Raw genomic sequence first — 21,402 nt, forward strand, 5'->3', positions numbered from 1 at the left:
CATCACTTGATCGGCGGGTCTCGCGGCCCCTGAATGTCGGGATTGTCTTCGATGGGTCTGCCGCACATATTCGACGATGGCACGCAAACGCGCCCTTTGAAGGTTTTGATCGTCGATGACGATCCGCTCGCGATGTTCATGACCTCAAGCATGGCCGAAATGGCCATTCCCGGTATGGCCATCCAGACTGCGGCCTGCGCGCAAGATGCCTTTGACCTGTTTGCCGCCGACCGGTTCGACTGTGTGTTGATCGACTACGAAATGCCCGGCGCCAACGGGCTGGAACTGGCAAGCCGGATCCATGCGCTGGACCCCGCCGTGCCGATCCTGCTGTGCACCGGGGCGGGCAACGAAACCCTGGCCGCCGACGCGATCAAGCAGGGCGTCAGTGACTATCTGCCAAAGGCGACACTGTCGGCCGACGGCCTGCGCCGCGCGATCCGCGATGCCATCGACAAGGCAAGGCAGGCGCATCTGATCGCCGCACAGCGCAAAGACATCGAAATGTTTGCCTTTGCCCTGGCGCATGACTTCAAGCAGCCCAGCCGGCAACTGGTGACCTTTGCCGAGCTGGCACGGCAAGAAGCCCCGGTCGCCGATGGCAGCCAGCTCGACCAGATGCTGCAGTTCATCAGCGCCGCTGCCGGGCGACTGAACCGGCTTGTCGACGGCATGATGGAATTCATGCTGCTGAGCGCGCCGCCGCCGCTGCGGCCGGTCGAGGTTGACGCGATTTTTGCGGGGATCTGTCTGGCGCTGCAGGATTTTCTGCAAGAGCGCGGCGGCGTGCTCGACCTGGTCGGTTCGGCACGGGTGATGGGGCATGAGGCCTTGCTGGGGCAGGTCTTGCAGAACATCGCCATCAATGGCTTGACCTATAACGAAAGCGCCCTGCCACGCGTCGAGATTGCCTGTGCCAAAGTCGCTGCGGGCATCGAAATACGCGTCTGCGACAATGGCATCGGCATCGATGCCTGCGACGTCGATCGCATCTTCGAACCGCTGGTGCGCCTGAACGGGCGTGAGGCGCATGACGGGTCGGGCATCGGGCTGACCCTCGCGCGCCGGGCGATGGCCGCCATGCAGGGCACGATCCGGTGCGAGCCGCGCCCGCCGCCCGATCGCGGCACGGTTTTCGTCCTTATGCTGGGGGACGCTGCCGCAAACAGCGATCTGGCCGCATGAACCCATGTCTGCACGTTTGGGACTTCGCAAGAAAGGATATCACGATGAAGGTCAAGGCCCAGTTGGTGTCGAACGTATTGTCTCAACAACCCGCCGAAAGCGATTGCTTTACGCCAGTAAAATTGATCGGAACGGCGACCGGTCACAAGAACATGACCGTCCTGCTGGTCGAAGATGATGAAGCGGATGCCTACCTGATTACCGAATCGCTGCGCAAATGTCCGCCGGTCGACAAGATCGTCCGGTCTTCCAATGGCGGTGAAGCACTTGGGCAATTGGCGATGGGGCTGTACCCCGATGTTGCGATTGTCGATCTGAACATGCCCAAACTGGATGGCTTCGGCTTTCTCAAACAGCTCCGCAGCGTTTACGATCAGGATCTTCCGGTGATCGTGATGACATCATCGAAAGCGTCGGAGGACGCCTATCGATCTTATCGTCGCGGGGCCTGGCTGGCCGTTTCCAAACCCTTGCGGGCGGAAAAATACGTCAGCTTTTTCAACACGATCTTGTCGCAACTTGCGATCGACCCGCAATCGATCCGAAGCAAGGTTCCGCCATGGTCGCATTTCCTCGACGCGGCCTGAGGCGGGCCCGAAGGCGCGCGCCTCAGTAGGCGAGGTTCAGCGTGAGCGTCGCGGTTCGCGGGCGCGCGGCCACCAGGGTGTGTGCATAGTTGGAATCGAGTGCCTTGGCCGACTGCGGCGCAAAGGCATTGAACAGATTGTCGATATCGATACCCACACGCCAGGCACGGTGGCTGTCGAGCGCCAGGTGCAGCGCGAACAGCGTTGCCGAACCGATCGTGAAATAGGCCGGGTTTTGCGTGGTCACCAGATCGGCGCGGCCCGACTGGTACGACCCGTCGACCCGCAGGCTGGCGGTTGAACCATTGGCCAGATCCCGCGCGTACGTGGCGCTCCAGTTGGCGGTCCAGGCCGGCACGTTGGCCAGCTTGTCGCCCGCCTGCACGGCCAGCGCCGGGTTGGTCTGAACCGGCTGATTGCCCACCAGTCGTGCGTCGTTGTAAGTCAGCCCGGCATTGACCGACAGACCGGTGGTGGGCACCACGTTCAATTGGGCCTCGAACCCGTCGGAATGCGCGCTGCCGACATTGGCGATATAGCTGAACACCTGGGTGGGGATGAGCTGCTGCAGGTTGTTCCACAGGATATGGAACACCGCGCCCGACCAATAGACTTTGCTGTCGAGCAGGCTGAACTTCCACCCGATCTCATAATCCCACACCGAATCCGCCGAATAGGGCGGGGCGGTCACCGCAAACCCGCCGGGATAGTTGGGACCGCCCGCGCGAAAGCCTTGTGCCGCCTCGACATAGATCAGGCCGGTATCGGGCAGCTTGTACGACAGCTCGTATTTCTGGAACAGCTTGCCCTGGGCAAAACGCTGAAACGGCTCGGGGCCGGTAGGGGCACCGGGAAAGAATTGCTGGACGATCACTTGCTGGTCGGTCCGGTCGGAGTGGAACCAGCGATAGCCGACCGTCGCCACCAGTGCGTGCGTGATATCGTAGGATACCTCGCCGAACAGCGCATACTGGTCAAAACTGTCCTGGTTGTCGCGCTCGAAGAGCCGGCCCATGGCGTCGTTCGTCGCGTCGAAGACGACATTGCCTTGCGCGTCGACCACTGCAATCTGGCCTCGGCGCGTGGTCGCGGTGTCCTGCAACGAAGCCCCCACAGTCCATTGCAGAGGCCCCGGCGCCTTGGACACCAGGCGCACTTCGCCCGACCACGAGTTGACCCCTTCGATCGAATTGCTGGCCGCCGGGATGATGCCGGGCGTGAAGCAGGTCTTGTCGTAATTCTGCTCGGTGCAGCCATAGATCCCGGTGAGCAGATAGCGCGTCGTGTCGGTGGTCCTGTTCAGCTTGCGATACTGGTAGGACCCCGTCGCGGTCAGTTCGGCAAAGCCGAAATCGGTGGTCGAGATGAGGTTGGCCATGAAGATCTTGTCGAGCCAGGGTTCGCGCACATAGCTTTTCGACACATAGCGATCGGTCGGCGTGGCATAGGCCGGATAGAGATCGAACGCGGTGGTTTTCATGTCCTGGTAATAAGCGATGCCGGTGATGTTCCAGTCGCTGGTCGGCTGATAGCTGACCGAAGCCCGCCCGCCATACGTGCGTTCAGTGTTGATGTTGTTCTGGTTGATCTGCGGCAGCGCGATCTGGCTGTTCGCGACTTCGTCGATCCAGCCGCCTTCGTGCCGGTAATAGCCGGTCAGACGGATCGCGAGGACATTGGACACGATCGGCGCATTGACCATGCTCGACAATCCGAACGACGGGGCGCCACCTTGCGTCGCGCCGACCGACGCGCTCTGGTCGGTCTCCAGTTTGTCGAGGTCGGGCCGTTTCGAGATGATACGGATCGCCCCGCCCATCGAGCCATTGCCGTAAAGCGTGCCTTGCGGTCCGCGCAGCACTTCGACGCGATCGACATCCCACAATTTGATGTCGGGCTGGCTGTCGCCGGTGTCGAGCGAACCGCCTGGAACGCTGCTGACGGGTATTTCGTCATAGTAGAGCGCCACTTCGGGCTCGCCTGCCGACTGCAGCCCGCGCAGGGCATAGCGTTTGTTGTCGGGTCCGGAATCCGTATAGCTGAGCCCCGGCACCAGCGCGGCGAAATCGGAAAACTGGTCCGCATGGATCGCCTTGAGCGTCGCTGCGCTGACCACGGTGACGCTGAGCGGGGTGTCGAGCAGCGTCGTCTTGTGCCGGATTGCGGTAACGACGATGTTCTGGGTATCGTTTGCCGGATTTGTGTCCGCAGGCGCTGCCTGTTGCGCAAGCGCCGCCGTCGACAGCCACCAGCCGCACAGCGCCGCGCCGACCCGTATTGTCGTGCGGCGATCGAGCCGGCGACCGCGCCTTGAAATATGCTGTTTGCGCCGCCGATCGACCATGGTTCCGCTCCCCTTGTCCCGCTCCCATTGTCCGGGCACGATGGGGGAGGTCCTGAAAACGATCGAGATAATTGGTGTTAATGTTGTGAATCCGGGACCGATCCCGGGGGGATTGTCGCGCGCTTGCGTGTATGAGCGCCCGGATTACAGTTCGCGGTTGGGTGAATTTCGCGGTGTCGATCCAAGTGGTGTCGATCCTCGTCGTGCCGAAATCTCGAAAGTCCAGCCAGTGGGAGTGCCCGACCGTGCCGATGCCTGATGAAACCGGACACGGGTCCGGCACCGTTCACCCTGACGGTGCGCCGCGATCGGTCGCCGGTGGTCCGGCGGGCATGCTGGAGCGGGGTCCGCTGACCCGGTTGCATCTTGCCATCATCGCACTGTGCGCGTTCGGGTTCGCCATCGACCTTGCCGAATTGGCGCTGGGTGGCGCGCTGTCATCGATCTTTTCCGCCGCGCCCTACCATATCGATGCGGCCAGGCTGACCTGGCTGGTCACGTCGGCATATGTGGGCGCGCTGATCGGTGCGCCAACGTTTGGCTGGCTTGCCGACCGGATCGGCCCGTTGAAAGTGCTGTGCCTGTTGACTTGCTGGATCGGGATCTGGTCGATCCTGTCGGCGGGCGCGCCGACGGTCGACATGCTGGCGATATGCCGCCTGTTTGCAGGCGTGGGGGTTGGGGCGTTTCCGCCGATCATGATCGCCTATCTGACTGACATTGCCCCGCGCGAACAGCGTGGACTGGTGATCTTTACGGCTTGCGGTGCCGCCTATCTGGCGCCGCCGCTGGCGATCTTTGCGGTGCGCTGGCTCACCCCGATCGCGCCGCTGGGGATCGAGGGATGGCGCTGGCCGTTTGCTGTGGGCGGGGTCTTCGCCTTGCTGGCGGGGGGCGCCATGACCCGCTTGCCCGAGGCGCCGCACTGGCTGGCGGCGACCGGGCGCGCTGCGGCGCTGCGGCGCGTGGCCGATCGCATCGCGCAATCGAAGGCGCTTGGCCTGCGCGTGCGGCCGGGGGAGGCAGCGAACACGTCAGCGGACGGGCGCGAAGACCCGCGCATCGACGCCCGTTCGGCATCATGGCGCCTGGTCGTGCTGTGCGCGATCAGTTTTACCGTGCCGATTGCCACAGTGTCGTTTCCGTTGCTGACCGGACCGATCCTGTTGGCGCGGCATTTCAGCCTGTCCGATACCCTGTTCTATATCGGGTTTGCGACCTTCGGGCCGGTTGTCGGCACGTTGCTGGGCGGTGTGCTGATCGACGGGATCGCGCGGCGGATGGTCATGGCGTTGTGCGCGGGTGGCATGCTGGCCTCGGTCGGGCTGTTCTTTCTGGCCAGTGCGCCCGTTGCGATCGCCGTGGCGCTGGTCGGTTTTGCGCTGTTCACCTCGCTCTATATGCCTGCCATGACGCTTTATGGCGCCGAGCTGTTCACCCCGTCGATGCGCGCGCGCAAAACGTCGATCGCCTGGGTCGCTAACCGGATCGCCGCGGCAGGCGCCCCGGCGGTGCTGGTGCCCCTGGTGCACCAGCAGGAAACACTGGCCATTGCGGCCGTGCTGGCGGTTGCCCTGCTGGTCAATCTGGCGGTTGTCGCCTGCCTTGCCCCGCACGAGCGCGACAGTGCCGACCCCCTTGCCGATGGCGTCGGATAAGCGCCAGGCCGGTCTGCGCGGCGTCGTGATTTCCATTTTTTAACATCCGCTTCCCGGCGATTAACTCGCCCAATCGGTGCGGACGACGCACTCTCCAACGGCCCGCCGCGTGTTTTGCGCGCGTCACCAAGTTGGAGATCGCCCATGCCTTTGATCGGTCTGCTGCTCCCCGACGGGTTCGAGGTTTGCAGTCTGACGCCGGTGGCGGTGTTCGAAGCCGCCAATGCCGAACTGGGCGAGCCGTTCTATGACGTGCGTGTCCTGTCCGACCGCGGCGGACGGATTACCGGATCGTTTGGCGTCGCGATTGCCACACAGGCGTTGGGTGGAGAGGCCTATGACACGTTGCTGGTTGCCGGGGCGCCCGACGTGGTATCGACCACCCCCCTGGCGCAAGCGCGCCTGCGTATGGTTGCGGCGCGGTCGGGCCGGGTGGCGTCGCTGCGCCTCGGTGCGTTTGCGCTGGCCGAAGCAGGCCTGCTCGACGGTCGGCGGGCGACCACCCATGCCACCCATGCGCACGCGCTTCAGCAGCGCTTTCCCGCCATCCGGGTCGATGCCGATTGCCTGTTTACCCAGGAAGATCCGGTGTGGACATCGGCCGGGATGACGGCGGGCGTCGATCTGGCGCTGCACCTGATCGAACGCGATGTCGGCCGCGGCTGCGTGCAGCGCGTGGCGGCCCGGCTGATGATCCCGATGTTGCGCAGCGGTGCACATCCGCAGCATTCGGCCGCGCTCGATTTGCAGGCGACTTCGGACCGTGTCGCGACAGCTCTCGAATTCGCGCGCAACAACCTGCGGCGGAAACTGACCGTCGAGGATCTGGCCGAAGTTGCGCGCTTGAGCCCGCGCCAGTTCAGCCGCATCTTCCGCAACCAGACCGGCTGTTCGCCCGCGCGCGCGATCGAAAAGCTGCGGCTGGAGGCGGCCTGCGTGTTGATCCGCCAGGGGCGGTTGCCGTTTGAAACGATCGCCGGAGAGACCGGCTTTGGCGATGAAGAGCGGATGCGGCGCGCGTTCACCCGCGATGTCGGTCAGGCGCCGCGCGCCATCCGCCGCATGGCACAGATGGCGAGGGCAGCATGATGATCGTCACGGATTGTGCCCCCGGCGCGCCGGTCGATGATCCCGTCATCAATGCCCTAGGGAAACGCAGCGAGGGGCTGCGAAGGCTTTCGTTCGATGGTCTTGATGCGCAGGCCGATCGGGAGAGCGAGGCGTTCAGCGCCCATCCGGCCGATGGCGGCATGCCCAAGCCGGCCGGCACGTCGAAGGGCGGGCTGGCGCCATGGCAATTGCGATTGGCCCGGCGCCTGCTCAACGATCTTGATTCGAGTGCATCGCTGGCGCGGATTGCCGGTGAATGCGGTCTGTCGGCCGGGCATTTTGCGCGGGCGTTCAAACACAGCACCGGTCTGACACCGCATCAGTGGGTGTTGCGGCGCCGGGTCGATGCGGCCAAGGACATGTTGGACGCGGGCGTTCCACTGGCCGAAATAGCGGTGGCGTGCCGCTTTTCGGACCAGAGCCATCTGACTCGCGCCTTTGCCCATGCGACGGGGGTCACGCCAGGCAGGTGGCGAACGTCGCAAGGTCGCCGCCCATCGTCGATCGCATCGGATTAAGGTGGCGAAATTGTTGCGTTTCGCGTTGCGATCAGAAATGTTCAATATTGTCCGGTCGGGACAGCTTAGGGTTGCTGCAACGGCAAATCCTGCCGCCGATTGTGGAATTGTCGTTGGGGATTAGAGGTATATACAACGTCGAAATCGGGGAAAGGCCGCGCGCTGCTGTGCGCAGGCTTTACGAAGAGACGTTGGGGCTTGCCGGCTTGGCCGATGTCTGCCCGCTCGGCCGGTTCAGCCTGGCGGTCGGGCCATCGGCTTCACCGCTGTCGGGTGTTCTGACGTTCGCCGGTGCCGGCGGGTCGATCCGCGCGGTCACATTTGCGATCGGCCGCGGGCAAATGGCGAACTGGCGCGCCCGCCTGGTCCACAGCGGCACCCGTGTGGTTGGTCGCGCATGGCAATTCGATGAAGAGCACTTGTGTTTCGTCGACGATGCCGACTTTGACCTCGCGCTTGTGGAAGTGGCCGAAGACAAGGCGTGGTACGGGACGGGCGCGTCCGACGCGATCCTGGGGTTTCGCGGGGTCGAGGTTGCCGCAGGCCCGACCGGTGAACTGGAAAGCCTGTTCGCCGCCATCAACGTGGTGCCGGCCCGGCTGGAAAAGCCGCTGGCGCGGTTCGAATTCGCCAGGGACGGCGGGCGCTTCGCGCTCGATGTGCTGCGTTCGGACGACACCCCGGCCCAGCCCGACGGCACCGGTCAGCCGCCGCAACGGCTCAGCTTTGAGGTGACCGATCTGGCCGCGCTGGATCACCTGCGGCGGCGGCTGGGCGCGGCAGGGTTTGTCGTGGCGCCGATCGTCGGGCGCTCGGCGGGGTTCCATGTGCGGCTGCGTTCGCTGCGCGACCTCGAAATCGGGTTTTTGGTCAATGACCGGCTTGCGCCTTGATCAGGCGGTCGAGTTCGTCCCTGATCTGGCCCACGATCGGCGCGTTCCAGCCTGCGGCCGTGTTCAGATAGATCGTCGAGACCGCCCCGGCTTCGTCGAGCGGCTTGTAGACGACATCAAAGCTGCGCATGCGCTGAACGGTTGCGGGCACGATGCATATGCCGGATTCGGCCGCCACCATGCCCAGCGCGCCCAGCAGGTCGCCGACCGCAATGCGGTCGGCGGGGGTAAAATTTGCCTGCTCCATCAATTGCGCTACCGGGTCGCTGTGGCGGCCGGTGGTCCGGTTGTGATAGCAGATCAGCGTTTCCGCAGCCAGGTCGGCAAAGCGCAAGCTTGACCGATCGCCAAGGCCCAGCCGATGACCGAGGCCCAGCGCCACCAGATAGGGCTCCTGCCGGATCGCGATCTGGTCGATGGCATCGTCGTGCGACACTTCGCGGCCAACTCCGATATCGACTTCGCCATTGCGGATGCCGAGAATCTGGTCGGGGCCGGTCACCACCTTCAGGTCGATGTCGAGATGCGGGTTGAGGTCGCGCAGATGCTTGATGACCGGTGGCAAATGCCCATAGAGCACCGACACTTCGAACCCGATGCGCAGGATCTGGCGCCCGCCGCGCCCATGGCGGACGGCGTCGTGCTTCAGCCGGTCGATCCGCGCGATGATTTCCTGCGCGCGTTCGCGCACGAACAGGCCGGAACTGGTCAGGCGCATCGGGCGCGAATCCCGGTCGATCAGGCGCACGCCAAATTCATCCTCCAGATTGCTGATCTGGCGGCTGAACGGCGGCTGGGCGATGTTCACCTCTTCGGCCGCGCGCGTGAAATTCATCGTTCGGCACAGGGCCAGGAAATAGCGCAGTTGTCGTAGTTCCATGTCCCACCATACCGCAAAAGTTGGGTAACCAAGGTCAATGATCTTGGACTGTTGCACCGGGCAAATCTAGAAAGATCCCAGCAGACGCGAAGTCGGCGCAAGCCCCCCCCCGGCGCCGACTTCTGCTCCGGTCCGTGCCCCACATTTGCCCCCCCCCTTGATGTGGGCACGGACCGGTCACTTTCGATTTCAGCGGTCGGCTTTGTCGCGCCCGTCCGGCGCGGTGCGGCGGTGCGTACAGACCAGAGGATAGCGACGATGACCCAGATGATCAGCCTGACGGACCACGGCGAACCCGCCTTTTCCCATGTCGAGCACGTGATCCTGGATATTGCCGGTCGCGAGAGCCGTGATCTGCAGCGTCGACAGGGGTTGCTGCCCCGCGTGTCGGATTTCTTCCTGGGGCGGCCCGACCCGATGCCGCTGGCCAACGAAAAGCTGGAGGCGCTGCGCCAGTACGCGATGCGGCTCTATCGCTATGGTGTGGACAAAGTGCCCGCCGCGACCACCGCCGCATTGAATGCCGCCGGGTATGATGCGCAGCAGATTGCCTTGCTCCACGCCGCGTTCACCACGCTTCGCCATCAGCCGTTCGGCTTTGGCCGCAAGGACAGCGTGCAGTGACCGGCCCCAAATCGTGCAGTGCCATCACGCTCGGTCGGCGACTGCGCCGTGTCGGTCGCAAGATGCAAGTCAGCGTCGAGGCGCGGTTTGATGCGGCCGACATCAACTATACGCAGTGGTGCGCGCTGCACCACGTGCGCGACGGCGCCACGCTTGATTCGCGCGCCCTGGCGGCAGAGCTGGAGATCAGTCCCGCTTCGGCCTGCCGGGTGATCGACGGGCTGTTGGGGCGGGGGCTGGTCAGCCGCCACCGCGATCCTGCCGACCCGCGCGCGACAGTGTTTGCGCTGACCAATGCGGGACTGGTCACGCTGCAGCACGTCGGGCCGATCATCGATTCGCGCAATGCACAGGCGCTGTCGGGCCTGTCGGGTGACGAGATGGAGACCCTGCTGCACTTGCTCGACAAGCTGACCGCGTCGCTCGAACTGCCGGTGAGCGCCGCCTGATCGGCCCTTAGCCGCCGGATTTATCCAGCAAGTCCATGAAATTGCGCGCCGCGTCGCGGTCGGCCGGGTCTTTGAAGGCGACATCCAGATCGGGTGCTTCGCCCAGCATGTGGAGGATCGTCCACATCGCAAACCGGTGCGCCTTGTCGGTTTCCAGCCCGAAGGCGACTCGCATCTGCTCGATCCCGCCCGCCAGCGCCGCTGGACTGAGTGTCTCAAGATCACCGGTCCCGAAGAAGCGGCGGAGCTGATCGTCAAAATCCATGGCGGTAACCTTTGACCACGCGGATGCGTTGCAACGGTCCGGCCGATGCGGCACGTTCGTGCCCGCTGTCAATCGGTTCGGCCGCAACCCGGTCTGTCTGCCGATCCGGGCCGCGCGACAAGGGGCTGGAACCAATCATTGATAAACATTTTTCACCGATGTGTTTCAATCAATTCTATTTCGTTATCTCCGGCACGCCCTAGATTGGCCCCAACAGCCGCACGATCCCTGACTGCGGCGACCTGGAGAAAGTCGATGATCGAACTGCGTCCATTTGGTGGAATTGGCCATGCCAACCACGGTTGGCTCGATGCCCGCCATCATTTCTCGTTTGCAGATTACTACGATCGCGAACGCATGCACTGGGGCAACTTGCGCGTGTGGAACGACGATACGATCGCCGCCAAGAGCGGTTTTCCGCCGCACCCGCACCGCGACATGGAAATCATCACTTATGTACGCAGCGGCGCGATCACCCATCGCGACAGCCTGGGCAACCAGGGCCGCACGGCGGCCGGCGACGTGCAGGTGATGAGCGCGGGCACCGGCATCACCCACGCCGAATACAACATCGAGGATGAAACCACCACGCTGTTCCAGATCTGGATCCAGCCGACCCGCACCGGTGAACAACCGGGCTGGGGCGCGCGGGCCTTTCCCAAGGGCGACCGCTCCGGGCAACTGGTGGTGCTGGCCAGCGGCTATGGCGAAGACAGCGATGCCCTGCCGATCCGCACCGAGGCGCGGCTGGTGGCAGGCACGCTGCGTGCGGGCGAAACCGTCGACTATGCGCTGGGCACCGAACGCAAGGGCTATCTGGTTCCGGCAACCGGCCGGATCGTGGTCAACGGGGTCGAGGCCAACGCCCGTGACGGCGTGGCCATTGCCGATGAAGCGGTGATCACGATCACCGCGCTCGAAGAAGCCGAAGTGGTGCTCGTCGATACACTCTGACCCGCGATCGGCGGCGGGGGCCGATGGTTCGCCCCCGCCGCCGGATTGCCCATGAAAGGCCAAGTCATGACATTTGTTTCTTCCCAGACCCCCGTCGATGCGGTGATCGTTCCCCCCGTGCGCGATCTGGGCGATGGCTTTTCCGTGCGCCGCGCCTTGCCCAGCGCACATCGGCGCATGGTCGGCCCGTTCATCTTTCTTGACCAGATGGGCCCGGCCGCGTTCACCGGCGAGCAGGCCCTCGACGTGCGGCCCCATCCGCACATCGGCCTCGCCACGGTGACGTTCCTGCTGGAAGGTGAAATCATGCACCGCGATTCGCTGGGCAGCGAACAGGTCATCCGCCCCGGCGAAGTGAACTGGATGACGGCCGGGCAGGGCATCACCCATTCCGAACGCACGCCCGATACCGCACGCGGTACCGGCGGCAGCCTGTTCGGGCTGCAGACCTGGGTCGCGCTGCCCACTGCCCACGAAGAAGTCGCCCCCGAATTCAGCCACTACAAGGCCGATGCCATTCCGGTCGCCGAAGATCGCGGCGCGCGGCTGACGCTGATCGCGGGCAGCGCCGACGGGCTGGTTTCGCCGGTGCGGACGTATTCCGACATGATCTATGCCGATCTGACCCTGGCGCCGGGCGCGCGCTATCGCTTTGCCGCCGATCATGTCGAACGCGCGATCTACGTGGTAACCGGGCGCTTGCGCGTCGAAGGGCAAGAAGGCGGGTTTGATGCCGCGCAACTGGTGGTGCTGAAGCCCGGTGCGGAAATCGTGCTGACCAGCGATGAACCCACCCGCCTGATGCTGGTGGGCGGCGAACCGTTCCCCGAACGGCGCTTCATCTACTGGAACTTCGTGTCGTCGCGGGCCGACCGCATCGAACAGGCCAAACTGGACTGGCGCGCCGACCGGTTTGCCCATGTGCCGGGCGAGCACGAATTCATTCCGCTGCCCGACGACGTCCCCGGCGTAAAGCTGAAGTGAGGAGCAAGAGCCATGCCTGCCACGCACACCGCAACCGCCACTGCCACCAGCACCGGCCTGGGTACGTTCCAGTCCCGCGTTGAACTGGCCGGACAGACGCTGATCGCCGATGAGCCGGCCGACGCCGGTGGGACCGATAGCGGACCCACGCCCTATCACATGCTGGCGGCCGCGTTGGCCACGTGCACCACGATGACCTTGCGGGCCTATGCCGCGCAAAAGGGTCTGGAAATCGGCCTGGTCAGCACCGAGGCCACCCATCACCGCGCGCCAGGCCAGACCCCGTCTGACCGCTTCGAACGCACCATCACGCTGGATCCGCGCCTGGACGAGGCCGTTCGCGCGAAATTGCTGGCGATTGCCGAACGCTGCCCGGTGCACAACACACTGACGATCGGGTCGCTGGTCGTCACACGGCTGGCCGAGGGGGAAAGCGACACTTGATGCCGGGCCCCTTCGGTCTGTGCCGACCGAAGGGGATCGAGGCGCGTCAATTGGCGCTTTGGTGGATTTCCGCGATATAGCCGCCGGGGAATTCCACTATGGCAGAGCGTCGGTGATCAGCCTCGACCGGGGCCACCACCACGTTGGCGCCCGATCCGGTGGCGCGGGCCAGCGCGGCATCAAGATCGCCGACGGCATAGCCGGTGGTTTCGTGGCCATAAGGATAGGGCTGATGCCCGTCGGTCACCAGCAGCACGTGGTGGCCATATTTCGACGCCAGGCGGATGCGGCGATAAGTTTCGCCCGCGCGACCGATTTCGATGCCCGGTGCCTGGGCGTTGTCTTCCACCACTTTGGCATGGGCCCAGCGGGTAAACCCGGCCAGGAACGGTTTGACCGCGTCGGCTGAAACATAGATGCGGTTTTCCGGCTGGGTGGCGAACGGCGCATAGTTGGGCGCGGTGACATGCCAATAAAGCTGCATGTTGACCCCGCCCGGCCAGCGGATCACCACATCGCGCCCGATCGGATCGTTGAACGGCGTGACGATCACTTCGGCGCCATCGGCGCGCGCGGCGGCGGCGGCCTTGTCGAGATCGGTCACCAGCCAGCCGGTGCGCTCGCTGCCAAACGGCCAGGGCGTGCCGGTGCGAAACCCGAACAGCGAAACCGTGCCCGCCGGGGTCTGGACCAGTTGGGTCGACGTGCTCGACGGCGTCGGGGTGACTTGCGCAATCCCCTGCTTGGTCGAGGCGCCGCCGAAGGTCGCGACGAAGCTGGCGACAAAGGCATCGACTTCGGGCGGTTGCACATAGACGTGGGTGGTGTCGTATTGCGCGCCCACCGCGAAATCGGGGGTCGCAGCCGGCGCGGGGCCGGCCGGCCGTGCGCAGGCCGGTGCCGCGATGCTGATCAACAGGCCAAGGGCCGTTGCGCGCAGCAGGACGGCTGAGGATCGAGATTGGGACGATCGGGTGGGCATGCAGGCAAACTCCGTTGGTGGTCCCCGGCAATGGACCACAGCCAGACGCCGGGTGCTTGAAGGAACCTGACACGAATTGCACCGGCCCGGCCCATTGCGGCACGCGGCCCGCGCCGCTGCGTGCAACAGGAAATGCCCGGATCGTTCCAATCATCGCGTGATCATTCAAGCGTTGGGGCTGTCACTGTCGCTAACCAGCATTGTCCCGACGGCAACTGCGCCGCGACATTGAACCGCAGCGATGCGGCCGATGTTTGATCGCGAACGGGTCGGATCGATCGCCAACCCGTTTCCCAACTGTACAGGAGATACCCGCATGGCCGCAAACCGACCGGACAAAGGCCAGCAGGCCGGGCGTGTGCGGGCAAATCGTCGCGATGTGCTGGCGGGCATGGCGGCGGCGACACTGATCGCCACGGGCCCCGAGGCCATCGCCGCCTCGCTTTCACCCCTCCCTTCGAATCCCAAGGAGCGCAAAGACATGGCTACCATCACCACCAAGGACGGCACCGAGATCTTCTACAAGGACTGGGGTCCGAAAGATGCCACGCCGCTGGTGTTCCACCATGGCTGGCCACTGAGTTCGGACGACTGGGATGCGCAGATGCTGTTCTTTCTGGCCAAGGGATATCGGGTGGTTGCGCACGATCGGCGCGGGCATGGCCGATCGGCACAAGTCGGCACGGGCCACGACATGGATCACTATGCCGCCGACGCGTCCGCCGTCGCCGAGCACCTCGACTTGCGCAATGCCGTGCATATCGGCCATTCGACAGGCGGCGGTGAAGTCGCCCGCTATGTTGCGCAATATGGTCAGCCGCAAGGGCGCGTGGCCAAGGCGGTGCTGATCAGCGCGGTGCCCCCGCTGATGGTCAAGACCGCTGCCAATCCGGGCGGCACGCCGATCGCGGTGTTCGACGGATTTCGCCAGGCGCTTGCCGCCAACCGTTCGCAGTTCTTTCTCGATGTCGCCTCGGGGCCGTTCTACGGTTTCAACCGGCCCGGCGCGACAGTGTCGCAAGGCATCATCCAGAACTGGTGGCGCCAGGGCATGACAGGCGGGGCAAACGCCCATTACGAGGGCATCAAGGCCTTTTCGGAAACCGACCAGACCGAAGACCTGAAGGCGATCACCGTCCCCACGCTGATCCTGCAGGGCGATGATGACCAAGTCGTGCCCTATCAGGATGCCGCGCTGCTGCAGGCCAAGCTGATCAGGCACGCCACGCTCAAGATCTATCCCGGTTTCCCCCACGGCATGGCCACCACCCATGCCGACGCGATCAACGCCGACCTGCTGGCATTCATCCGCACCTGATGTTCACGGGCGCAAAATCGCCCCTCCAGACATTTCCTCATCACGCAAGCAAAGGAATTGCCAATGCCCATCGCCACCCCGACCCCCGGCAGCGCGCTGCTTTCGCCCACCGATCACGCGCTGATCATGATCGATTTCCAGTCGCAGATGGCGTTCGCCACCAAGTCGATCGATACCACGCTGTTGCGCAACAACGCCGCGCTGGTGGCCAGCGCCGCCGCCGAGTTCAAGGTTCCCACGATCCTGACGACGGTTGCCGAAAAGAGCTTTTCGGGGCCGATGTTCTACGAAGTGACCGATCCGTTTCCGGGCCAGGCGCTGTTTGACCGCACCAGCATGAACACTTGGGAAGATGCCGCGGTGATCGGCGAAGTGAACCGCATCGGCAAATCGCGGATCGTGCTGTCCGGTCTGTGGACCAGCGTGTGCATCGTTGGCCCGGCCTTGTCGGCGATCGACCAGGGCTTTGAAATCTATGTCATCGCTGATGCCTGCGGCGATGTGTCGAGCGAAGCGCACGAACGCGCGATCGAACGCATGATCCAGGCCGGAGCGCGGCCGATGACCGCGCTGCAATACCTGCTGGAACTGCAGCGCGACTGGGCGCGCAGTGAAACCTATGATGCCACCACCGGCGTCGCGCGCAAGCTGGGCGGGGCCTACGGCCTTGGCGTGACATATGCCAAGACGATGTTCGGTGCGTCCGAAGGCGCCCATTGATCGATTGCGGGGGGCGGGGCACCACACGTGTCCCGCCGCCTGGCTGGCTGGAGGCAACGCCATGAAATTGTATATCTATTCCCTGGGCGCAGGCCTGCTGGTGGGTGTTGTCTACAGCCTGTTGGGGGTCCGTTCGCCCGCCCCGCCGATGATCGCGCTGATCGGTCTGGCCGGCATGCTGGTTGGCGAACAAGTCGTGCCGACGCTGCGCCAGTACTGGCAGGGGCACAATGTCGGCGTGTTCGTGCGCGACCATTGCGCGCCGCAAGTGCTGGGCACCGGCACCACCCATGCTGCGCCCGCCAAATGCGACACACCCCATTCCTGATCCGACGATCCCATCTTGCGGAGTAGCCCGATGCCCTCGACCGACCTGCTGATCGTCAACGCGCGCATTGCGACGCTCGACCGCGCCAATCCCCAAGCCGAGGCCGTGCTGATGCGCGATGGCCGCTTTGCCGCCGTGGGGCGCGAGGCCGATGTGCGCGCGGCCGCTGCACCCGACGCGACGGTGATCGAAGGCAAAGGCCTGCGCGCCATTCCGGGGCTGATCGACAGCCACATGCATATCATTCGCGGCGGATTGAACTACAACCTCGAACTGCGCTGGGACGGGGTGCCCACGCTGGCCGATGCCATGGCGATGCTGAAGGCCCAGGTGGCGCGCACGCCCAGCCCGCAATGGGTGCGTGTGGTGGGCGGGTTTACCGAACACCAGTTTGCCGAAAAGCGCCTGCCCACGCTGGCCGAACTGAACGCCGTGGCGCCCGATACGCCGGTGTTCATCCTGCATCTCTATGACCGTGCGCTGCTCAACGCCGCGGCCTTGCGTGCGGTCGGTTACACCAGGGATACGCCCAATCCGCCGGGCGGCGAGATCGTGCGCGATGGCGCGGGCAATCCGACCGGGCTGTTGCTGGCGCGCCCCAACGCCACGATCCTCTATGCCACACTGGCCAAGGGCCCCAAGCTGCCGCCGGAATATCAGCGCAATTCGACCCGCCATTTCATGCGCGAAATGAACCGTCTGGGCGTGACCGGGGTGATCGATGCCGGGGGCGGATTCCAGAACTATCCCGACGACTATGCCGTGATCGAGGACTTGCACCGCGATGGCGAACTCACCTTGCGGATCAGCTACAACCTGTTCACGCAAAAGCCCAAGGAGGAATTGGCCGACTTTGCCGGCTGGGCCAAACAGGTCACACCGGGGCAGGGCGATGATACCTATCGCCACAACGGCGCGGGCGAAATGCTGGTCTATTCCGCCGCCGATTTCGAGGATTTCCGCGTCGAACGCCCCGAAGTTCCGGCGACAATGGAGGGCGATCTCGAACCGGTGATCCGCCTGCTGGCCGAGAATCGCTGGCCCTGGCGCCTGCACGCCACTTATAACGAGACGATCACGGCGGCGCTCAACGTGTTCGAAAAGGTCAACCGCGATGTCCCGCTGACCGGCATCAACTGGTTTTTCGACCATTGCGAGACGATTTCGCAGCGCAATATCGATCGCGTCGCGGCGCTTGGCGGCGGCATCGCGATCCAGCATCGCATGGCGTACCAGGGCGAATATTTCATGGAACGCTATGGCCATCGCGCGGCCGAGACGACCCCGCCGATCAAGGCGATGATCGCCGCCGGGGTTCCGGTCGGCGCGGGCACCGATGCCACGCGCGTCGCCAGCTATAACCCGTGGGTGTCGCTCAGTTGGCTGGTGACCGGCAAGACGGTTGGCGGCACCAGCCTGTATCCGGTGGCCAACCGTGTCTCGCGCGACAAGGCGCTGGCGCTGTGGACCCATGAAAACACCTGGTTTTCCAGCGAAGTGGGCAAAAAGGGCCAGATCAAGGTCGGGCAACTGGCCGATCTGGCGCTGTTGTCAGCCGATTACTTTGCCGTGCCCGAACCCGAGATCGTGCATATCGAAGCGGTGCTGACCGTGCTGGGCGGCCAAGTGGTGCACGGCGCGGGCGATTTTGCGGGCCACGCGCCAAAGCTGCCGCCCGCACTGCCCGACTGGTCGCCGGTCAATGGCAGGGGTGGCTATTACCAGTCGCCCGAAGCCGCGGCCAAGCTCGCCGGCGCCTGCGGCTGTGCCAGCGCATGCGGCGTGCATGGCCACGATCACGCCGCGGCGTTGGGCGCAGCGGCACCAACGCGCGACGCGCAAGGGTTCTGGGGCGTGTTCGGGTGCGGGTGCTGGGCGGTATGAACCAGCCCCGCGCGATTGTCGCGATCGACAGCATGCCGGCCATGCATGTCCTTGCGCGCCTGTGCCTGGTGGCGCCGTTTGCGGTCAGCGGCGTGGTCAAACTGGCCGACTTTCACGGCGCCATCGTCGAGGCGGCAGGTCTGGTGCCCGACGCACCCGCACTGGTCGCGGCCACGACCATCGTCGTGCAACTGGTCGGCTCGGCGCTGGTGTTCTCGCGCGGGTGGAGCTGGCTGGGCGCGGGGATGCTGGCGGTGTTCACCGCGATCGCCACGTTGCTGGCACATGCCTTCTGGCTGGTCAGCGGGCCCGAGCGCGCGGTGCAGATGGCAGGCTTTTTCGAACATGCCGCGATCATCGGCGGGTTCATGCTGCTGGCGCTGGTCGATGGCATCCGCAGCGGCGCGCGACCGTGAAACGGGTATGGGGGGCGTTGCTGGCGTTGTGTCTGCCGCATCCGACAGTGGCCCAAAGCACCGCAAATTCTGAATCGTGGCAACCTCCCACGCTCAGTTCCGAACGCTATGATGAAGACTGGAGCAGCCTGGCCGATCCCGACTTGCGCGCGGCGCACTGGACCGGCGCGTTCAAATATATTCCGCTGGGCGACGATACGCACCTGATCACCGGGGCCGAACTGCGTTCGCGGTATGAAGCGAACCTCGATCCGTTGACCGGCGGGCCGGGCGACAACGATTATCTGTGGCTGCGCGCAATGCCCTATTTCGACTTGCAGTCGGGGCCGGTGCGCGCCTTTGTCGAACCGATCGCGGCCTATGCGATCGGGGTGCGCGGCGGGCCGGGGCCGACCGATCAGACCGGGCTCGATATCCTGCAGGCGTTTGCCGATGTCGATGTCCATCTGAACGATACCACGACGGTGATCTTTCGCGCCGGGCGCGAACAGATGGCGCTGGGTGCGGAACGGCTGGTCGGCACGCGCTATGGCCCGAACGTGCCGCTGGCCTATGACGGGGGGCGGGTGATCGTCCATGCCAGCCATTGGCGGGCAACCGCGTTCTGGGTGCGCCCGGTGCAAAGCCGGCTGGGCAATTTCAACGACCGGTCGAACCCGAACGTCGCGCTGTGGGGCGTCTATGGCAACGATCAGATGACCGACCGGATCGGTCTCGATCTCTATTACCTGGGGTTTCACAACGATCTGGCACACTATGCCAAGGGTGCCGGTACCGAACTGCGCCAGACATTGGGCACGCGGTTCTATGGCGCCAGCGGCGGCTGGTCGTGGAATTCCGAGGTGATCGGCCAGTTCGGCCAGTTCGACGCGCAACCGATCCTGGCCTGGAGCACCTCGCTCGAAGCCGTCCACGCCTGGGCCGAGGCGCCGCTGGCGCCATCGCTGACGGTGCGCGCCAATCTGATCAGCGGCGACGGCGGCCCGACCGACCGTCATCTCGGCGATTTCAACGCGCTGTTCCCCAAAGGCAAATATTTCGGCGAATTGTCGCCGGTGGGGCCGCGCAACCTCAAGAACGTGCATGCCATCGCCAGCGTGCATCCCGATCCGCGCCTGACCACCAGCCTGTCGCTGCTGGCCTATTGGCGCATGCGCACCACCGATGGGGTCTATGACATTCCCGGCAACCTGATCGGCGTACCGGCCCGCGGCAGCGGGACATTCATCGGCCGACAGGCCGAAATGAAGGCGGTCTGGCGCGCCACCCAGGAACTGACGCTGTCGGCCTCCGCCTCGATCATGCAGCCGGGCAGCAGCTTGCGTGCGCTGGGCCACAACGGCAACCTCGGGCTGATCGGGCTCGAAGCGAGCTTTCGCTACTGACAAGTTCGCCATTGAAAAGGGAGATCGCGCGATGCCGTTCAAGGTCCCTACCAGCCCTTTGCCCGCGCTGTTGGTGCTGTTGTCGGGCGTGACCGGGCTGGTCGATGCCGTCAGCGTGCTGGGGCTGGGCAAAGTGTTCACCGCCAACATGACCGGCAATGTCGTGTTTCTGGGCTTTGCGCTGGTCGGCACGGCCGGCTTTGCCGCGTTGCCGCTGGTGCTGTCGCTGATCGGGTTTCTGGCGGGATCGCTGGCGGCCGGCATTCTGGGACGGCACGCGGCCGCGCGCCCGCTGCGCCATTGGCTGATGCACGCGGCGGTGATCGAGGCGACGCTGTTTGCGCTTGCGGCGGCCTGCGCGGCCGGTCCTGCGGCCAGCGCGGGCGATGGTCTCTATCCGATCATCATGCTGACCGCCGCCGCGATGGGGCTGCGCAATGCCACCGTGCGTCAGCTCAAAGTGCCCGATCTGACCACGACGGTGGTGACGCTGACGTTGGCGGGTCTGGCGGCGGATTCGCGGCTGGCCGGGGGGCATGACCCCAATCTGGGACGGCGGATCGCGGCGGTGCTGGCCATTCTGGCCGGTGCGGCGATCGGCGCGGCGCTGGTCAGCCGGTTCGGGCTGGTGGTGCCGCTGGTTTCGGCAGGCCTGATCACGGTTGCCGCAACGGCGCTGTGCAGCCTGCATTCCAGCACGGCCAGACCCCACGCGGTGGAGTGATGGCGCACGGACGAAAGTTTGATTTTGCCAGGTGGCCGCACTATTGCCATCCCAGGGGCGACGGGCGGCGGGCGATGGCGCTCATCCCCGGTGTGCGGGGCTAGCTAATGGCGGTATCGCTGGGGAATGCTGATCGGGAGACCGTGGTCGTCATCGACGATGACGTGCACACGCGCGGCAGCATCGACAGCCTGCTGCGATCGGTCGGGATTGCCACCCTGGTGTTCAGTTCCGCGCTTGAGGCACTGGCCAGGCCGTGGCCGGACGGCGCATTTTGCGTGATTGCCGATGTCCGGATGCCGCAACTGGGCGGGCTGGAACTGCAAGAGCGGCTCAACGCGTCGGGAGAAGCGATCCCGATCATCCTGATCACCGGGTTTGGTGATATCCCGATGAGCGTCAAGGCGATGAAAGCCGGTGCGGTCGATTTCCTGACCAAGCCGTTTCGTGAACAGGATCTGCTCGACGCGGTGCGCGCCGCGCTGACGCAGGCGCATGCCGCCAATCAGCGGCGCAACACCCGCTCGCGGGAACGCGATACACTGGCCTTGCTCACCCCGCGTGAACGCGATGTCTTGGCAGGCGTGGCGCGCGGACTGATGAACAAGCAGATTGCCGGTGAATTGGGTCTGAGCGAAATCACCGTGAAATTGCACCGGTCGAGCCTGATGAAAAAGCTCGGCCTGCGCAGTGTGGCCGAACTGGTCCGCTTCAACGATCGCAGCCAGCTCGATTGATCGCGATCATCCG

The 21,402-nt window shown here is 64.7% G+C and carries 23 protein-coding genes; 19 read left to right on the top strand and 4 right to left on the bottom strand.

Going from position 1 to position 21,402, the window contains the following annotated elements; all coding sequences use genetic code 11:
- Window positions 1-96: 96 nt before the first annotated feature.
- Window positions 97-1,185, top strand: a complete 1,089-nt coding sequence (locus AQZ49_RS16315; RefSeq protein WP_197411089.1) for an ATP-binding response regulator — start codon at window positions 97-99, stop codon at window positions 1,183-1,185.
- A gap of 44 nt (window positions 1,186-1,229) precedes the next feature.
- Window positions 1,230-1,772, top strand: a complete 543-nt coding sequence (locus AQZ49_RS16320; RefSeq protein WP_067617977.1) for a response regulator — start codon at window positions 1,230-1,232, stop codon at window positions 1,770-1,772.
- A gap of 22 nt (window positions 1,773-1,794) precedes the next feature.
- On the opposite strand, the gene AQZ49_RS16325 is transcribed toward AQZ49_RS16320, so the two are convergent.
- Window positions 1,795-4,116 (bottom strand): TonB-dependent receptor, encoded by a 2,322-nt coding sequence (locus AQZ49_RS16325; protein WP_067617980.1) that lies wholly within the window; start codon window positions 4,114-4,116, stop codon window positions 1,795-1,797.
- Window positions 4,117-4,367: 251 nt separating this feature from the next.
- Between AQZ49_RS16325 and AQZ49_RS16330 the strand changes: the two genes are divergently transcribed.
- From AQZ49_RS16330 to AQZ49_RS16345, 4 genes are all read left to right on the top strand, one after another.
- Window positions 4,368-5,774: an MFS transporter gene (locus tag AQZ49_RS16330; protein ID WP_197411090.1), complete on the top strand. Its 1,407-nt coding sequence runs from the start codon at window positions 4,368-4,370 to the stop codon at window positions 5,772-5,774.
- 144 nt (window positions 5,775-5,918) lie between these two features.
- On the top strand, window positions 5,919-6,863 hold the full coding sequence (locus tag AQZ49_RS16335) for a GlxA family transcriptional regulator (RefSeq protein ID WP_067617986.1): 945 nt from the start codon (window positions 5,919-5,921) through the stop codon (window positions 6,861-6,863).
- A complete protein-coding gene (locus tag AQZ49_RS16340; protein WP_067617989.1) occupies window positions 6,860-7,402 on the top strand; it encodes a helix-turn-helix domain-containing protein in 543 nt (180 codons plus the stop codon). The genes AQZ49_RS16335 and AQZ49_RS16340 overlap by 4 nt, the downstream gene beginning before the upstream one ends.
- Window positions 7,403-7,569: 167 nt before the next feature.
- Window positions 7,570-8,295, top strand: coding sequence for a hypothetical protein (locus tag AQZ49_RS16345; RefSeq protein WP_156428350.1), 726 nt, complete (start codon window positions 7,570-7,572; stop codon window positions 8,293-8,295).
- On the opposite strand, the gene AQZ49_RS16350 is transcribed toward AQZ49_RS16345, so the two are convergent.
- Window positions 8,273-9,175: a LysR family transcriptional regulator gene (locus tag AQZ49_RS16350; protein WP_082701847.1), complete on the bottom strand. Its 903-nt coding sequence runs from the start codon at window positions 9,173-9,175 to the stop codon at window positions 8,273-8,275. The genes AQZ49_RS16345 and AQZ49_RS16350 overlap by 23 nt on opposite strands.
- A gap of 258 nt (window positions 9,176-9,433) precedes the next feature.
- Here AQZ49_RS16350 and AQZ49_RS16355 point away from each other — a divergent pair, with 258 nt between their 5' ends.
- Together AQZ49_RS16355 and AQZ49_RS16360 are read left to right on the top strand one after the other, a co-directional pair.
- Window positions 9,434-9,799: a hypothetical protein gene (locus AQZ49_RS16355; protein ID WP_156428351.1), complete on the top strand. Its 366-nt coding sequence runs from the start codon at window positions 9,434-9,436 to the stop codon at window positions 9,797-9,799.
- The gene (locus AQZ49_RS16360) at window positions 9,796-10,248 is read left to right on the top strand and encodes a MarR family winged helix-turn-helix transcriptional regulator (protein ID WP_067617999.1); all 453 of its coding nucleotides are present in this window, start codon (window positions 9,796-9,798) and stop codon (window positions 10,246-10,248) included. The genes AQZ49_RS16355 and AQZ49_RS16360 overlap by 4 nt, the downstream gene beginning before the upstream one ends.
- Before the next feature lie 7 nt (window positions 10,249-10,255).
- On the opposite strand, the gene AQZ49_RS16365 is transcribed toward AQZ49_RS16360, so the two are convergent.
- Window positions 10,256-10,513 (bottom strand): hypothetical protein, encoded by a 258-nt coding sequence (locus AQZ49_RS16365; protein WP_067618002.1) that lies wholly within the window; start codon window positions 10,511-10,513, stop codon window positions 10,256-10,258.
- Between the two features lie 255 nt (window positions 10,514-10,768).
- On the opposite strand from AQZ49_RS16365, the gene AQZ49_RS16370 reads away from it, so the two are divergent.
- The 3 genes from AQZ49_RS16370 (at window position 10,769) to AQZ49_RS16380 (ending at window position 12,895) form a co-directional block, all read left to right on the top strand.
- Window positions 10,769-11,467, top strand: coding sequence for a pirin family protein (locus AQZ49_RS16370; RefSeq protein WP_067618005.1), 699 nt, complete (start codon window positions 10,769-10,771; stop codon window positions 11,465-11,467).
- Between the two features lie 66 nt (window positions 11,468-11,533).
- Window positions 11,534-12,451, top strand: a complete 918-nt coding sequence (locus tag AQZ49_RS16375; RefSeq protein ID WP_067618382.1) for a pirin family protein — start codon at window positions 11,534-11,536, stop codon at window positions 12,449-12,451.
- Between the two features lie 12 nt (window positions 12,452-12,463).
- Window positions 12,464-12,895 (top strand): OsmC family protein, encoded by a 432-nt coding sequence (locus tag AQZ49_RS16380; RefSeq protein WP_067618007.1) that lies wholly within the window; start codon window positions 12,464-12,466, stop codon window positions 12,893-12,895.
- A 46-nt stretch (window positions 12,896-12,941) separates the two neighbouring features.
- Here AQZ49_RS16380 and AQZ49_RS16385 read toward each other — a convergent pair whose 3' ends face one another.
- Window positions 12,942-13,811: a VOC family protein gene (locus AQZ49_RS16385; RefSeq protein WP_231739278.1), complete on the bottom strand. Its 870-nt coding sequence runs from the start codon at window positions 13,809-13,811 to the stop codon at window positions 12,942-12,944.
- A 547-nt stretch (window positions 13,812-14,358) separates the two neighbouring features.
- Here AQZ49_RS16385 and AQZ49_RS16390 point away from each other — a divergent pair.
- The 8 genes from AQZ49_RS16390 to AQZ49_RS16425 all read left to right on the top strand — a co-directional run bounded on the left by AQZ49_RS16390 (window position 14,359) and on the right by AQZ49_RS16425 (window position 21,389).
- The gene (locus AQZ49_RS16390) at window positions 14,359-15,195 is read left to right on the top strand and encodes an alpha/beta fold hydrolase (RefSeq protein WP_067618388.1); all 837 of its coding nucleotides are present in this window, start codon (window positions 14,359-14,361) and stop codon (window positions 15,193-15,195) included.
- Window positions 15,196-15,258: 63 nt separating this feature from the next.
- The gene (locus AQZ49_RS16395; protein WP_067618009.1) at window positions 15,259-15,915 is read left to right on the top strand and encodes a hydrolase; all 657 of its coding nucleotides are present in this window, start codon (window positions 15,259-15,261) and stop codon (window positions 15,913-15,915) included.
- Between the two features lie 61 nt (window positions 15,916-15,976).
- The gene (locus AQZ49_RS16400) at window positions 15,977-16,243 is read left to right on the top strand and encodes a XapX domain-containing protein (RefSeq protein ID WP_067618011.1); all 267 of its coding nucleotides are present in this window, start codon (window positions 15,977-15,979) and stop codon (window positions 16,241-16,243) included.
- 30 nt (window positions 16,244-16,273) lie between these two features.
- Complete coding sequence (locus AQZ49_RS16405; protein WP_067618020.1) at window positions 16,274-18,127, top strand: amidohydrolase; 1,854 nt, start codon at window positions 16,274-16,276, stop codon at window positions 18,125-18,127.
- Complete coding sequence (locus AQZ49_RS16410; RefSeq protein WP_067618023.1) at window positions 18,124-18,543, top strand: DoxX family protein; 420 nt, start codon at window positions 18,124-18,126, stop codon at window positions 18,541-18,543. The genes AQZ49_RS16405 and AQZ49_RS16410 overlap by 4 nt, the downstream gene beginning before the upstream one ends.
- Complete coding sequence (locus tag AQZ49_RS16415; protein ID WP_082701848.1) at window positions 18,540-19,928, top strand: alginate export family protein; 1,389 nt, start codon at window positions 18,540-18,542, stop codon at window positions 19,926-19,928. The genes AQZ49_RS16410 and AQZ49_RS16415 overlap by 4 nt, the downstream gene beginning before the upstream one ends.
- A gap of 31 nt (window positions 19,929-19,959) precedes the next feature.
- Complete coding sequence (locus AQZ49_RS16420; RefSeq protein WP_067618031.1) at window positions 19,960-20,652, top strand: YoaK family protein; 693 nt, start codon at window positions 19,960-19,962, stop codon at window positions 20,650-20,652.
- A 107-nt stretch (window positions 20,653-20,759) separates the two neighbouring features.
- Entirely contained in the window at window positions 20,760-21,389 is a 630-nt protein-coding gene (locus AQZ49_RS16425; protein ID WP_067618033.1) for a response regulator transcription factor, read from the top strand.
- Window positions 21,390-21,402: the final 13 nt, after the last annotated feature.

The sequence above is a fragment of the Novosphingobium sp. FSW06-99 genome (assembly GCF_001519065.1).
In the GTDB taxonomy this organism is placed as follows: domain Bacteria; phylum Pseudomonadota; class Alphaproteobacteria; order Sphingomonadales; family Sphingomonadaceae; genus Novosphingobium.

What these genes read in the sequence shown, in the direction of transcription:
- AQZ49_RS16320 (WP_067617977.1), top strand. Translation starts at nt 1,230, where the DNA reads ATGAAGGTCAAGGCCCAGTTGGTGTCGAACGTATTGTCTCAACAACCC.
- AQZ49_RS16325 (WP_067617980.1), bottom strand. Translation starts at nt 4,116, where the DNA reads ATGGTCGATCGGCGGCGCAAACAGCATATTTCAAGGCGCGGTCGCCGG.
- AQZ49_RS16330 (WP_197411090.1), top strand. Translation starts at nt 4,368, where the DNA reads ATGCCTGATGAAACCGGACACGGGTCCGGCACCGTTCACCCTGACGGT.
- AQZ49_RS16335 (WP_067617986.1), top strand. Translation starts at nt 5,919, where the DNA reads ATGCCTTTGATCGGTCTGCTGCTCCCCGACGGGTTCGAGGTTTGCAGT.
- AQZ49_RS16340 (WP_067617989.1), top strand. Translation starts at nt 6,860, where the DNA reads ATGATGATCGTCACGGATTGTGCCCCCGGCGCGCCGGTCGATGATCCC.
- AQZ49_RS16350 (WP_082701847.1), bottom strand. Translation starts at nt 9,175, where the DNA reads ATGGAACTACGACAACTGCGCTATTTCCTGGCCCTGTGCCGAACGATG.
- AQZ49_RS16355 (WP_156428351.1), top strand. Translation starts at nt 9,434, where the DNA reads ATGACCCAGATGATCAGCCTGACGGACCACGGCGAACCCGCCTTTTCC.
- AQZ49_RS16365 (WP_067618002.1), bottom strand. Translation starts at nt 10,513, where the DNA reads ATGGATTTTGACGATCAGCTCCGCCGCTTCTTCGGGACCGGTGATCTT.
- AQZ49_RS16370 (WP_067618005.1), top strand. Translation starts at nt 10,769, where the DNA reads ATGATCGAACTGCGTCCATTTGGTGGAATTGGCCATGCCAACCACGGT.
- AQZ49_RS16375 (WP_067618382.1), top strand. Translation starts at nt 11,534, where the DNA reads ATGACATTTGTTTCTTCCCAGACCCCCGTCGATGCGGTGATCGTTCCC.
- AQZ49_RS16380 (WP_067618007.1), top strand. Translation starts at nt 12,464, where the DNA reads ATGCCTGCCACGCACACCGCAACCGCCACTGCCACCAGCACCGGCCTG.
- AQZ49_RS16390 (WP_067618388.1), top strand. Translation starts at nt 14,359, where the DNA reads ATGGCTACCATCACCACCAAGGACGGCACCGAGATCTTCTACAAGGAC.
- AQZ49_RS16395 (WP_067618009.1), top strand. Translation starts at nt 15,259, where the DNA reads ATGCCCATCGCCACCCCGACCCCCGGCAGCGCGCTGCTTTCGCCCACC.
- AQZ49_RS16400 (WP_067618011.1), top strand. Translation starts at nt 15,977, where the DNA reads ATGAAATTGTATATCTATTCCCTGGGCGCAGGCCTGCTGGTGGGTGTT.
- AQZ49_RS16405 (WP_067618020.1), top strand. Translation starts at nt 16,274, where the DNA reads ATGCCCTCGACCGACCTGCTGATCGTCAACGCGCGCATTGCGACGCTC.
- AQZ49_RS16410 (WP_067618023.1), top strand. Translation starts at nt 18,124, where the DNA reads ATGAACCAGCCCCGCGCGATTGTCGCGATCGACAGCATGCCGGCCATG.
- AQZ49_RS16420 (WP_067618031.1), top strand. Translation starts at nt 19,960, where the DNA reads ATGCCGTTCAAGGTCCCTACCAGCCCTTTGCCCGCGCTGTTGGTGCTG.
- AQZ49_RS16425 (WP_067618033.1), top strand. Translation starts at nt 20,760, where the DNA reads ATGGCGGTATCGCTGGGGAATGCTGATCGGGAGACCGTGGTCGTCATC.